This window comes from Blastopirellula retiformator, from assembly GCF_007859755.1.
Lineage (GTDB): Bacteria > Planctomycetota > Planctomycetia > Pirellulales > Pirellulaceae > Blastopirellula > Blastopirellula retiformator.
Genome location: NZ_SJPF01000006.1, coordinates 414,880 through 428,593, shown reverse-complemented (window position 1 = coordinate 428,593; position 13,714 = coordinate 414,880). Strand labels below are relative to the sequence as shown.

Below are 13,714 nucleotides of genomic sequence, written 5' to 3'. Positions count from 1 at the left end.
GCAGTTCGTCCATGAGAACAGCGTGAGCGTTGAGACCTTCTTTGGTGGGCACTTCGGCCGATAAGGCGCGATAGACGGAGCGGCTGCGATGGTCGACGATCCGTTTGGTGGAGCGGACCACTTTTAGCCGGGAGGCGAGGTGGGGCGAGTAATCGACCATGTTGGCCGCTTCGTTGAAGACGATCGAAGCCTGGTCTCGATCGGCGGCAGCGCTATAGATCTCGGCGCCCGGTTCGCCGTCGCAGGTTAGAAGGTAGAGGCTTAGTCCTGCGAAGAGCGTGCTTTTGCCGTTTTTCTTCGGCACTTCGATGTAGCCGCGGCGAAAACGGCGAGATCCGTCAGCTCGTTTCCAGCCGAACAGCGGTCCGACGACATCGTGCCATTGCCAATCCAGCAGTTCAAATGGCTTGCCAGCCCATTGACCCTTTGAGTGCTTGAGGAACCGTAGAAAGAACTCCCGCACCCGTTCCGCCGCTTTCTCGTCGAACCAACAACCTTGGCTAACGGCCTGCTCGTCATTGGAGCTCCGAATCCATTCGTCCGGGACGGTCACTATCCGGCTCCTACAAAGAGATCGAATTCATCGTCAGCGGCGGTTTTACGATCGACGCGGATCCGGCTGCGGCTAGACGGCGTGAGCCCGAACTCCACTAGGAATTTTCGCATTGTTTCCATCGCTTGGTCCGCGACTGTGAGGTAGGGCGATTTCATCGGAAAACCTTTGTCGGGCGATTTGACGATCGTGCCAAACTTCCTCACTTGCTCCTCGGCATGGACCCAGCGACTGTAGACGGTGCAATAGGCGGCGAGTGCGGCGCGGTCGGCGGTGCTGAGTAATCCCATNTCNGNNAGGATNNNNGCGATGCGATGCCANTCCTCNTGNGCAACTTCATCGAGGAAGTCTGGGCACGAAGGAACGTCATCTGGCGCGTTTGGCTCCGCCTTGTTGATAGCCCGTTTGCCAGGGTTTCCCTCGCGAATCTTCAGGACCGTCGGTTTGGGTTTACGTCCCTTCATGNNCNANNCNCCCCCGGTACCCAATTTCGCGGAAAAGCGCGCGCGGGGAACGCGACGGTACAAGCGGCGTATCCNGGTATGAATGACNCCNCCCCGGTCCCTCTCGGCGGCTCCTGGAGCCTCCTNAGGGTATCTCTGCGGGTTTGTTGTTCTGCAGTTAGCGAACTCGCGGTGCTTGACCCGAACAGCTGTTTATCTTGTTCCGTCTTGCGCCGGTGATGCGTTCGACAGAGCACCTGCGTATTGCCCAACTCAAGTCGCCATTCGATGCGAACGTGCAGCGGGATGATGTGATCGACGTCGGTCGCCGAAGTAAGCAGGCCTTGCTCTAAACACGTTTGGCAGAGGTANCGATCCANCTNNCNNCGNTGCTNNGCGACTCGTTCCCAGTCGGCGTCGTANCCCANCGATCTNGGTGANGGACGACGNACTTCGATGTTGCTNCGNCCAACACGNTTNACCGTNTCGCTTCGTCNCTTCATACGCTTNGGCATGGCGTTGTCNCCCTTGATAAAGATTCTTCTGAATTGCCGCCAACAGCGCTTGATGTGTTTCCGAATGCATGGCTCATGTGTGTTAACGCGACGCGGATCGCGACGAACGAATTCCAACGAACCGGAGCAAACCCATGGCCACGAAGAAAACCACCTCGACTCGTAAGCCCGCCGCCACCAAGACGACCAGCAGCAAGGGCGCCACCACAGCACGAACGGCAAAAGCAACGAAGACCACGCCACCAGCGAGCGAACCGAAACCGGATCCCAAGCCCGCGAAGACTGAAGAGCCCAAACGGATGTCGGCGATCAACGCGGCGGCGAAGGTTCTGGCTGAATCGAAAGAACCGCTCAATGCCAAGCAGATGGTCGAGGCGATGGCGGCGAAAGGGTATTGGTCGAGCCCCGGCGGCAAGACGCCCCATGCCACGCTCTACAGCGCCATCCTGCGGGAGATCAACACGAAAGGGCAGGGCGCCAGATTCAAGAAGACCGAGCGGGGGAAGTTCGCCGCTAACGGCTAGGTTCTCGGATAGCTTCCGACACGACGCCCCACGTTCGACATGTTGGGGCGTTTTTTCGTTTGCGGCGTGGTTAGGCAAATTCCGATCTCGCTCGCAACACGGGCCAACGTCGCCCACCGACAGAAAGCTGCTGAATTCATCGCGACGGCGCTTGATGTTCGCAAGATTCCATGGCTCATGTGTTACATACGAAACCCTCCCCGTGCAAAACCCTCTTCGTGAAAAGTTCTCTACTGCCCAAATGACGGAAAGCGAACGGTTGCAATAGGTTACGAATTCCGAGTCCTTTTCGGTCCCTTCGGAGCGAACCGAACCCTTTACGAACAGAGAACTTTTGCCATGACCCGACTAGGCGTTACGACCAGCGATCGAATCACAATGAAATGAATCGTACGGGAATTTTGAGCAGTGCCGAGCGTGCTGCGGGGTGCAGAAAAGAAGATATCTCCAGTATCATCAACGACTTCGGCATCTTAGCACGATGAAGAACATTTACCACCAATTGCTGCTCCTGATCGCCGGATCGACCCAAAAAGAGCTGGCTGCTCAGATCCGATATCTCAAGGTCGAGAATGAGGTGCTGCGGTCCAAATTGCCGAGACGGATCTCGGTCACCGCTCAAGAGAAGAACCGGCTGGTCAAGTTTGGAGCGAAGCTGGGGCAGGCGGTTCACGAGATCGTCACCATTGTGGGGCCAAGTACAATTCTCCGTTGGATTCGCGAATCGAAGAAGCCGGGCGGCGTCAAGCAAGTTCGAAAAGGACGCCCCCGAACCAANGAGGAAATCCGCGAACTCATTCTCCGTTTCGCCCGTGAAAACGACTGGGGGTACACGCGGATCATGGGTGAACTGAAGAAGCTCGGCATCAAGCCGCCGTCACGCAACACGGTCAAAAACATTTTGAAAGAGAATGGGCTCGAGCCAGGTCCCAATCGCGGGGAAGGAACGTGGGACGAGTTCCTCAAGATGCATGCGGCGACGCTCTGGCAATGCGACTTCTATTCGAAGAAGGTGCTGACGCTGAAGGGCTGGCGGGATCTGTATTTGCTGATTTTCCTGCATGTCGAATCCCGCCAGGTCTACATCGCGCCGTCAACGTTTCATCCCAATGAAGAATGGGCCATGCAGCAAGCTGAAGCGTTCCTGGAGCACGTGAAGTCAGTTGACCTACCCATCGAAACCTTGATGCATGATCGGGACAAGAAGTTCACGGCCAAGGTTGACGCCACGTTCCAGGCCGCGGACATTCGGGTCGTGAAATCAGCCTACCGATCACCCAACACCAACGCGTTCGTCGAGCGGTTCATCCAGACGCTGCAGCGCGAATGCCTGGATCATTTTGTGGTGTTTGGCGAGCAGCATATGGACCATCTGGTGAATGAGTTCGTCGACTTCTATCACGCGGAACGGCCGCATCAGGGAAAGGAAAATGAACTGCTGACGTCGAACGACGAGCCGCAGCCCGATGTGCTATCGATCGGTTCTATCACCTGTCATGAACGACTGGGCGGTGCGCTGAAACACTATCATCGTCAAGCGGCATGAAGTTGTTCGCGACATTCTCTTCTTCTTCGACCGTCAATCTTCCAACGGTAATCGCTCTTCTGCGCTCATGCTCCAACAAATGATCGAAATACTGGAGCACGACCGAAAACCCTCGCAGGGACATCGATTCGTCGGCCGTTGCATCGCTGGTTCTTGGACTACTCAAGTCGATCAAATATCGCGAATTTACTTTTTGCACAGGACGAGACAAATCCGAGGGACACGGGACTCGGGCCGTCATGGAATTGCGATAACCGGAGATTTCAAATCGGTCCAATCGGCCGCACTTACTTTTTGCACAGGACGCCTGGCTGCCCGCCCCGTTTGCGTTTCGCTTTCTTGCGCTTTTGACGGACCGGCTTGGCGTGCGGGTGCTGGGTGCTCGGTGGCAAGGAAGAATTCTGCGGCGTCTTCCGCAGCGATTTGAGCTCCGCCTCCAACTTGGCGATCCGCTGATCTTGCTCGGCGATGCGTTGGTCTTGCTCCGCGATCCTCGCCAACAACAAACGAATAATCGCCTGCGCCTCAGGCGTTTGACGAGCGATCAGTTCTTCAGATATTTGGAGCGACATACGGAAAACGTCGCCGATTTCTGGGTTTTAGGGAAGAGCGATTTTTGGACGGGGGGTGAACGGTTACGAAGGCCACCCAAAATAATGAAAGGATTCGCCACGGCCACCCCGCTGCTTAATTAAAGAATTCTCTCACTCTATTTGTTCTTCCATTGCTCAAACTCGTCGAGCGTGCCGACAAAATAGTGAATCTCACGTTCACCGCTTCCACGAACTACGGATACGGTTGAACGCAAGTGCACGCTTTTCAGCCTTGATCCTGAGCTTGCGATTTGAAGGTATGTCGGCAAAAAAACACCGTCTGAAAATTCGGCCGAAAGTATGTGCCAGCTTTCTAGCGGCCCAAGATCAAGGGTGTTGAGAATTCCATCCGAAGGAACAATGTAAACGGCTGCTTCTTCTCCATCAGGAAGGAGAGCCTTTGAGAAAGGACTGCCTGTCGCCGATTCTCGCAAGACTATCTGCCCTCGAAACCCAGCAGGGACAATCAATTTCACATGCTTGCGTGAATGATTTTGAATATAGTAAAAGTAAGACAAGAGCAACAAAATTGCAATAAATGACGTTACAACTATGAAAACTGTAATTGTCGATGTTCTCATGGCTATTCGGATATTTTTGCAATTCGCTTGAAATGCTTTTGATCGGCACCGCCCGGAAATGTGACGAGATTCGCGCCTGGGCCACTAGCTTCAGGATAGTCGGAATAGACAACGTGATTATTTACCAGGCCTTCATAGGCAGGAAACCAATCATGCCTTCCTGTAACCGTTACTAAAACTTCAGTTCCATCTGAATTCTTCGATAGAGTCCATGTTACCGAGTAACTAATATCCGGACTTGGCATAAATGGATAAGGAGCCGCAGCGCCTACCTCTATCGTACTGGTGCACGCATTCACGTCTCTTATGACCACTTTTTGTGTGGCAACTGCAGTTTTTTCTTGCACTTCCGAAATGGCCTTGTATTTCTTAGTGCTATCGTCGTATCTAGCGAGCAGCCTGTGACTAGCGCCGGCCATTGTATCGATGTCCACCTTCTGCTCTAAGTGCCCAATTTCTGTGGAATCAAATGGGGCTGCCGTTTCGGATCGCATTCTGTAAGAACCGTCTTCGCCCGCTCGTTCTCGATTGTCAGTGCCGAACATCCAGAACTCCCGTTTGATCGGACTGATATTCCAGGGCGATGGCTCAAGCCCCCACCGAATTCCAGGTACTGGATTCTCAAGAATTTCCTCACCCTTTTCTATAGGAATAAAAGCCCCAAATGTTAAGCTTATCGCAAAAAGCCCCGAAGAATCGAAGGCGTTCACATACTCATTCCCCACATATCGATAGAGATTCGCATCCCCCGCGTTAAACCCAATAGGGTCCTGGCTTATCCAGCGTGCTGTCACGGGGTCGTACCAGCGGTGGAGGTTGTATTGCAAGTCGGTTAGCGGGTCGACGTATTTACCGGTGTAGCGAACGCGGAAAGCGTCGAGCGCACCGCTCGTTTCGCTGGCGACTTTGCCGACGGCGTCGTAAGCGATGTGGTTGACGATCGACGTTTCGTCGAGCAAGTCGTCGTACTCAGCGTAGTCGCGGACAGTGTTTTGCGGGTCGGTCAGCGTCCAGAGGACGTCGCCAGCCGCGTTTTCGTCGGCCAGCAGTTGATCGACTTGCGGGCCCCAGAGCATGCGGTGCTCGACATCTCCTGCATTGTCCAGCACTAGGACGATTTGGCCGTTATCGATGATGAAATAGCCTGACTCGTCGACCGTGCCGTTGCCGTTGGTATCAACTTCGCGGCTGACCAGTTGATTAATGGAGTCGTACCCGTAACTGACTTTCCAGAGCTTGATATCGGAGTCGTCATAATTAGTGACGCTGACCAGGCGATTGCGGTAGTCGTATTCGAACACCTCATACTCGTCGGTGGAGATGTTGGTCTTGGTGAGCCGATTCCCTTCGTCGTCGTAGGTATAGTTGTACGTTCCGTCGGAGAGGATCTGGTTGTTGTCGCCGGTCGAGTGGCCGCCGCCGGTGCGGTTGCCGTTGTCGTCGTAGGTGTAGGATTCATCACTCGTTGTGCCGCTACGATCGGCGCCGGTCAGTTGATCGGTGTCGTCGTAGCTGTAGGTGGCGTCTTCGGCGGAGTGACCGTAGACCGTGAAGGCGGTCAGGCGGTTGGCTGCGTCATAGCTGTAGGTGTAGCCGGCGAGCGTGCTGCTGCTTCCGTCGGCATGCGTGAGGCTTGTCAGCTGGTCGGCGTAGTCGTAGCCATAGGTGGTGGTGGCGACCGTTTCGGTTCCGGCCAGGTCGGCGAAGCGGGTGATCGACGTGAATTGGTACTTGTCTTCGGCGTCGTAGGTAAAGTCGACCCGCTTTTCGGCGACGGCGTTGCCGCCTGACTGCGAACCTTGCGTAACTTGCGTCATCCGGTTCAAGTAGTCGTAGGCGTAGATGTTTTCCAGGTCGTCGGTACCGTCAATTTCCGCAGTGAGACTGGTGCGGCGACCGAGGGCGTCGTACGCTTCGTCGATCACCACGTCAAAACCGAGTGCGGCCAGGTCGTGCTCGGTGCTGGTGTTGCGGCCAAGTCGGTCGTAGGTGAACGTGTAGGTAGCGGCCGTGTCGCTCGCTTCAGTCAGTTGCGACGCGGCGTCATAGCTGTAGGTGATCGTGTGAACCGTCGTTATGCCATCCATCCAGTTTTCGGCGATGCGGCGATGCAGGTCGTCGTACTCGTACTCGATCACGCGGCCGTTGCGGTCGGTGTATTCGACCAGGTTGCCCGCGGCGTCGTACTCGTAATAACGCGTGTCGTTCAGCTCATTCGTGTTGGTGAGCATCCGATTTAATAGATCGTACGTCCAGGTGGTCGTATTCTCTTCCGGATCGGTCAGCGTCAGTCGATTGCCGTTGGCGTCGTAGGTGTACTCGGTTTCGCCACCTTCGGCGTCGGTCTTTTTGATGAGGCGGCCGAGGTTGTCGTAGTCGTAGCTCGTCTCGTGGCCTAGGTGATCGGTCTCGCTGATGGTACGGCCCAGGGCGTCATATTCGTAGACCATCCAGGGAGCTAATGCCCCGACTTCGCTCACTGCCGTCACATAAAATTTGAAAGAACTCTCGTTGGCGTCGTTCGTGGCGATTGTGATGTCGCCTGCGTAATTGGCGGCGGACGAAGGCGTGAATTCGACGGTAAACGTCGTGTAGCTTCCTGGCGTGACGGTCGCATCTGGCGATTGGGTCACGACAAAATCGGAAGGTAACGTAATGGCCCCAATGGTCAGATTGGTGGTCCCGTCGTTGGTGATGGTGAACGTCTTGGAAACGGAGTCCCCGACTTTCACGGTACCAAAGCTGACGGTGGAGGTCCCATGGAACAACTCTGCTCCTCCGGAAGTCCCTTCCTCAACCGTGATCTCGGGGGCACTGCCTCCGCCAGCGGTTGTCGTTAGCGTGGGAAGCGAGAGCATCGAGGAATTGCCGTCGACGTCGGTTGCGATGGCGGACACATAGGTGGCCGATTCAAGCAGCGGCACATCGGCGAAGGAAGCGTCGCCATTGGCGTCGGTGGTCACCGTGATCGTGCCCAGATAGGTCCGGGCGACTGCCAGGTCGTTGGCGTCCCGGTCGCTGCTGCCATAGAAATCGATGGTGAACGTTTCGTTGGGATTACTGTTCAGCGTTCCAGAAACGGCGGTCTCGGTCGCAAGCGTAATAACCGGGTAGTTTTGCATGTAATTCGTGCCGCCATCGCCATCGCCAGCGTCGTTCGAATATTGGCCAGCCCACGAATGCACGCCGATGTTGAGGCCTGTGTTGTCGTAGGCTAAATTCCTGCGAACCGAGTTCTCGTAGCTGTAGTTACTTTGCTGGCTGATATTAATGCCAATACCGCCATTGTGGGCGACGATATTGCCTTCGTATTCGTCCGACCAGCCATCACCGTTCGAGCCAATCTGATTGCCGTTGGAGGCGGCGAGTACGTAAATTCCATGGGACTGATTTCCCAACGCCGTTACCCCGTCGGAGGCGAGGCCGACTAGGTTGCCGCTAACGATATTGTTGGGGATATTCCCGATGGTGACGCCTGATTGCAGGTTGCCGGAGATGAGGTTGCCCTCTACGTCGTCACCAATTTGATCGCCATCCGTGCCCAGGATGATCGGATGCGTCGAGCCATTTGACTGAAGGATACCGCCCTCCTGATTGGCAACCGCCGTCATGCCAGTCGCATCGGTGCCGATATAGTTCCCAGAGATCTGGTTCAGGCCGCCGTCTCCCCAATTATTGTAGGCGCGGATTCCTGACTTGGTGTTCCCGGAAATGACGTTTCGCTCCAGAACATCGTTGATGCCATCCCCATTGGTGCCAATCAGGTTAAACGTCGACGCGTTGACGATTTCAATACCATAATTGTTCGCCATGGCTGACGCGCCAGTCGGATCAATGCCAATATAGTTTCCGGCAATGACATGGTGGTTGGCTGTTCCGTAGACACCTTCCAAACGAATGCCATCGTATTTACTGCTGACAATCACATTTCGTTCAATATCGTCGTTGATCCCGTCTCCATCAACGCCGATGGTGGAATAGGATGCATCGGCGACGAAAATGCCATACTCTTGGTCGCCAGCCGCAGTACCATCAGGACGAACTCCGATGTAGTTGCCAGCGATGTGGGTATTTGAGACTCCGACATTTATTCCGGCGCCACTAAAGCCAGTAATCGACAGACCGCGAATCTCGCTGTATCCTCCACTTGCCCCGACGTGGATGCCATGATAACCGGAATTGGTCGCGCGCAGCTCGATAAGCGGGCTACCAGCATAGCCTGGCTGAGAATCAGCCCGGATTAAGGTCCCATCACTGCCAGACAAGAGCAGTGCACTGCCAAGCTGCGTCAACCCCTGAGCAACTTCGATCACAAACCAATCGCCATTCCAGCCTGTCTCGGTCGTCGGAATGTCGAACAAAATTTGATCAATTCCTGGCGATGCGTACGCTTGAGCCAGTGCGGCGCGAAGCGTAACTTCATTCTCTCCTTCCGAGTTCGTATAGCCAGTCCAAGCGACTCCATCGGAGGTATTGCTGTCATCGAGATCGCGGGTCGAATTGACGACGATGACGTTGCTAATCGCGACAACGGTTCCGGTAACTGGAATTTCGAAGGTCGAACTGCCGTTGACGTTGGTCGAAAACGTGATGTCGCCCGAGAAGGTTCCCGCGGATGTCGAATCGAGACGCACACTGAAGATTGTCCGTTCGCCAGGCTGCAAGGTGGTGGACTGAAAATCTTGCAACAAGGTGTAGCCGGAGGGTACGCTTAAGGAGCTCAGTTCCAGCGGGCTAGTGCCACTGTTTTCCACGACAAAGGAATGAACGCGAGTGCGCGTTTCGGGCGTCGTGCCGAAGTCGAACGTGCTGGCGTCGTTCTCAATTTCCTCGTCGGTCGAGTACTCATACACCTCGATCGCTGGCGCCACGATACTTTCGGGATCTGGGCCATCGGGGTTGGGCTGAGTGACTTTGGTGACGCGGCCGAGGTTGTCGTATTCGTAGCGGGTGGTCCCGTCCAGCGTTTGCTCGCCAACCATATTCCCGACATTGTCGTAGATGTAGGTCGTAGAAGGCGCCGAAAGCGGTCCGGCGCCGTCTGGGTCGGGTTCGGTGACGGTCAGTTGGCGACCGATGGCGTCGTAGGAGTAAAAGGTTGTGCCGCGTGGGTCGGTCATCGTGGCGACCTGGCCTGACGAAGTATAGGTGTAGCTGACGGTCTGCCCCTCGGTGTCGGTAACGCTGGCCAGGCGACCGTCGCTGCCATAGGTGTACGACGTGAACGGCACGACGAGCGGCCCACCTTCATCAGGATCGGGGAGCGTTTCGAGCAGAGTGCGTCCCATAGCATCGTAGGTGTAGCTTGTCTTGCGGCCGAGCGGATCGGTTACGCTGGACAATTGCCCGGCGGCGTCATATTTGTAAGTTGTAACGGGCGCGGTCGCCGAGCCGACGCCATCTGGGTCAGGCAGGGTGACGGTGATCTGTCGCCCGAGGTTGTCGTATTCGTAAGTGGTGACGTTCCCCAGTTCATCAGTCATGCTGACCAACTGACCGTTGGCGTCGTAGGCGTACGAAACCTCGGGGGAAGTGAGGGCGCCGGCGTCGTCCGGATCAGGCGAGATTTCTGTGATTTTGCGGCCGAGGTCGTCGTAGACATAAGTCGTCACGCCGCCGTTCGGATCAGTCATGCTGACGAGTTGACCGAACTCGTCGTATTCGTAGCTGGTCACTGGCGACATCAGTGCGCCGGCGCCATCCGGATCAGGCGAGGTGATTTCAATCACCCGGTTCAGGGCGTCGTACTGGTAGCTGGTAACGTTCCCCAGGGCGTCGGTTTCGGTCAAAACATTGCCGGCGTCGTCGTAGGTTGTCGAGCTGACCGGGGCGGTGAGCGGCCCCGTACCATCAGGATCGGCCTGGGTGACGCTGGTGCGGCGGCGACGATTGTCGTAGCCGTAATTCGTAGTTCCCTTGGGAGTGGTCACCGAAGCAAGCATGCCGGCGGCGTTGTAAGCATATACCGTGACGAGCGTGCCTAGCGGTCCGGCGTCATCCGGATCGGCCGTTTCAACTTCGATCTGACGGTTTAGCTCGTCATAGGCGTAGGTCGTCGTACCGAGCGGGGTCGTCTCGGTCAGCATGTTTCCTTCGTGATCGTAGGTGTAGCTGGTGGTGACGCCAGCGGTATCCGTTCGACTGGATACGCGGCCGAAGAGGTCGTACTCCGTCGTTTCGGTTAGCGACACCAGCGTACCGACGCCATCGGGATCGGGATAAGTGACCGAGATTTGGCGGCCAAGGTCGTCGTACTCGTAGGTGGTGACGCGATTCAGGGGATCGGTGATCGTGAGAATCTGACCGTTGTCGTCATAGGTGTACGACGTAACTGGCGCCAAAAGAGGCCCGGCATCGTCGGGGTCGGGGCCCGTGACGGAAGTCAGGAGGTCGTCGGTGTAGGCGTTGGTGGTGACGTTGCCGAGGGGATCGGTGGTGGTGAGAACACGGCCGTCGGAATCGTAGGTGTAGGAGGTTTCTGGGGCAGTGAGCGGGCCGGTATCGTCTGGGTCTTCTTCGGTGACGGTCTCGAGTCGCCCTTTGGAATCGTACTCGTAGGTCGTGGTGCGACCATTGACGCTTTGCGTCGCCATCAGCCCAGCTGCATTGTAGGTGTAACTGGTGACGGTCACCGATAGGGGGCCCGCGCCATCGGGATCGGCGGTCGTGATCGATAGCCGACGTTTGAGATCGTCGTAGGTGTAGGTCGTCGTGTTGCCCAGTTCGTCAGTCTCGGTCAGTATGCTGCCATTGGAGTCGTATGTGGCGCTCGTGTAGGCTTCGTCCGCCGTGCCGACGGCGTAGGTCGTCTTGGTGCGGTTGCCGTCCTCGTCGTATTCGTATTCCGTCAGCATGCCATCAGGCGCCGTCATCGACGCAATCAAGCTGATCGGCGCATCGGTTGAAAGCGTAGGCGCCGGAGTGTAGGTGTAGCTGGTCGTCAGATCGTCCGTTTCCTGATTGATCAAATCGTCAATCTCGCCGATGACCGAAGTTTTCGAGAGGAGAAGTTCGTAAGTCGTGTCGTATTCATAGAGTGTGATGTTGCCGTTGGCGTCGGTGTACTGAATCGGCTGATTCCAGGTGGAATGATAAATCCAGGTGCGGACCGACTTGTCCGGCAGCGTTTCGGTTAGCTTGTTGCCGCGGCTGTCGTAGGTGTATTCGTAGACCGGAGCGGCCAGCGGCCCGGCGCCATCGGGATCAGGCAGGATCTTCTTCAGCAAGAGGCCATTCGCGTCTCGCTCAAAGATCGTGGCATTCCCCAGGGCGTCGATTTCTCGCGTAACGTTTCGACGACTGTCGTAGGCGCGTTGAACCGAAATCCCGTCGTTGCCCGTCACCGTTTCGATCGCTGACCCGCCTGAGACAGCCGCTTGCTGCGGAGATACGTAGCCCGTGTCAGCCCCATCTGGCGTTTGAACCGAGGCGAGCCGCCCCGTCGAGTCATAGGTGTAAGTGGTCGTGAGGCCGTTGGCCGTCTTCGAGGTGAGGCGGTCGTTGCCATCGTACGAATAGGTGGTGACAGGAGCCGACAGCGGTCCTGCGCCGTCGGGATCGCTACGCGTGACTGTGGAAAGCAGGTCACCAGAATAGGCCAAGCTAACCCAATCACCCAGGGATGTTGACGCGCTGGTTAGCTTGTCGTCGGAATAAGAAAAAGTAAATGTAATTGTCGGCTCAACGATCGACGAGATTAGCTTCTTGTCGCCGTAGGTGATGTACGAATAGGTAGTGACGCGTCCCTTGGTGTCGGTCTTGGTCAGCGCGTAACCGTCGGAATCGAACGTATAGACGGCTCCGTCCTTAGTCGTCATCTCGTAACCGCCGGAAACAGCGGCCAGGCTAGAAAAGGTGCCGGCGGCAGTTTCGTAGCCGCCGATGCCATCATCCGCGTAGTAGTCGCCGGTTTCGCCGGCGGCCAGCGTGATGCCATCGTCCCCTTCTTCTAGTTTTGGGATTGGGCTAACCGAGACGCTATTTGCTGGCCCAAAAAAGACGAAACCTGAAAGCGTCTTCGGTCCCCCGTCCATATGGTCGCCGGAGCTAGTTAGCGTTGCTTCAAATAACCCAAAATCATCCTCTCCCAATTCGCTCCGGCTAAATTCGAAAGAATAGAAAAGGGTATCTGGTTCCGTATCGTCCGGCTTTCTCGAAAAATAGTTACTTCCGGTAAACGATTTCCCTGCAAACTCGCCATCAATGGTCAACGTGTCGTTGCCATTCATTACGGAATTAATTTCTACCTCGAAAGACAGAACGATCTTGCCGCTTTGATAGATGGTTGCCGTGTACTGACAACTACATCCTCCGATCGGTACGTCTTCCGAAAATCCAACTTGATACGCATCCGTCGTATTGGATTCCGATGCGACGTATTCGTTGTCAAAGAGGGTGACTGTGATCGTGTCATTCGAGCCTACTGAGTAGGAACTGGCGTCATTGGGATCTTGTACGATCGTCAGTTCTAGCGTTTCCGTCCCTTCAAGAATCGAATCGTCTGCAAAGTCGATTCGGATATCCATGACCCAGTCTTCCCTCGAAAAGGCCGAGAATACATAGAATAGTCCTAATCCTTCGTCGTATCCTCCTTCGTAATCATCGGTCGGTGAAGTGTTATAACTGTATATCGCCTCAATATCGTCGGGAGACGCGTCTCCACCGAGCGAAAAATAGAGGTACTGTCCGTTGGTGTAGCCATTTATCTTGGTGACATAAGATGGACTGGATCCATACAGCGAATCGCCTTCGGTTTGTTCAAATTCGAATAGGCCGGCAAAACGCATCGTCGCAAGCAATTCCCGCGACTCCAGTGTTTCGTGGACAACTACCGTTTGTTGATTCCGTTTTCTGTTTCGGTTGCGGCGGTTTGTTTTTTTCCCAAGACTTGACGAGAAGGCAGAAAGATTTTCAAACCACATAGAATCATCCTGGGGAGATCGGGGAGGCAACAAGAATC

Annotated in this window: 7 protein-coding genes and 1 pseudogene; 2 read left to right on the top strand and 6 right to left on the bottom strand. The window is 55.6% G+C overall.

Features of this window, described 5'->3' with window-relative positions; genetic code table 11:
• The 3 genes and pseudogenes from Enr8_RS23620 to Enr8_RS26665 all read right to left on the bottom strand — a co-directional run.
• On the bottom strand, positions 1-553 hold a 553-nt coding region (locus Enr8_RS23620; RefSeq protein WP_246120228.1), incomplete at its 3' end, for a terminase large subunit domain-containing protein.
• Positions 553-1,017: a phage terminase small subunit P27 family gene (locus Enr8_RS26670; protein WP_146436485.1), complete on the bottom strand. Its 465-nt coding sequence runs from the start codon at positions 1,015-1,017 to the stop codon at positions 553-555. The genes Enr8_RS23620 and Enr8_RS26670, both read right to left, overlap by 1 nt.
• Positions 1,014-1,499: pseudogene (locus Enr8_RS26665) on the bottom strand (HNH endonuclease). Before Enr8_RS26665 ends, Enr8_RS26670 begins: the two are co-directional and overlap by 4 nt.
• 146 nt (positions 1,500-1,645) lie before the next feature.
• On the opposite strand from Enr8_RS26665, the gene Enr8_RS23605 reads away from it, so the two are divergent.
• Together Enr8_RS23605 and Enr8_RS23600 are read left to right on the top strand one after the other, a co-directional pair.
• Positions 1,646-2,035 (top strand): winged helix-turn-helix domain-containing protein, encoded by a 390-nt coding sequence (locus tag Enr8_RS23605; protein ID WP_146436482.1) that lies wholly within the window; start codon positions 1,646-1,648, stop codon positions 2,033-2,035.
• Positions 2,036-2,516: 481 nt separating this feature from the next.
• The gene (locus Enr8_RS23600; RefSeq protein ID WP_146436479.1) at positions 2,517-3,581 is read left to right on the top strand and encodes an integrase core domain-containing protein; all 1,065 of its coding nucleotides are present in this window, start codon (positions 2,517-2,519) and stop codon (positions 3,579-3,581) included.
• 287 nt (positions 3,582-3,868) lie between these two features.
• On the opposite strand, the gene Enr8_RS23595 is transcribed toward Enr8_RS23600, so the two are convergent.
• The 3 genes from Enr8_RS23595 to Enr8_RS23585 all read right to left on the bottom strand — a co-directional run bounded on the left by Enr8_RS23595 (position 3,869) and on the right by Enr8_RS23585 (position 13,280).
• Entirely contained in the window at positions 3,869-4,153 is a 285-nt protein-coding gene (locus Enr8_RS23595; RefSeq protein WP_146436477.1) for a DUF6444 domain-containing protein, read from the bottom strand.
• 137 nt (positions 4,154-4,290) lie between these two features.
• Positions 4,291-4,692, bottom strand: coding sequence for a hypothetical protein (locus Enr8_RS23590; protein WP_222434932.1), 402 nt, complete (start codon positions 4,690-4,692; stop codon positions 4,291-4,293).
• Positions 4,693-4,757: 65 nt separating this feature from the next.
• Complete coding sequence (locus Enr8_RS23585; RefSeq protein ID WP_186767835.1) at positions 4,758-13,280, bottom strand: choice-of-anchor D domain-containing protein; 8,523 nt, start codon at positions 13,278-13,280, stop codon at positions 4,758-4,760.
• Positions 13,281-13,714: the final 434 nt, after the last annotated feature.

Coding starts and splice junctions, on each gene's coding strand:
- Enr8_RS23605 (WP_146436482.1), top strand. CDS start 1,646: ATGGCCACGAAGAAAACCACCTCGACTCGTAAGCCCGCCGCCACCAAG.
- Enr8_RS23595 (WP_146436477.1), bottom strand. CDS start 4,153: ATGTCGCTCCAAATATCTGAAGAACTGATCGCTCGTCAAACGCCTGAG.
- Enr8_RS23585 (WP_186767835.1), bottom strand. CDS start 13,280: ATGGATATCCGAATCGACTTTGCAGACGATTCGATTCTTGAAGGGACG.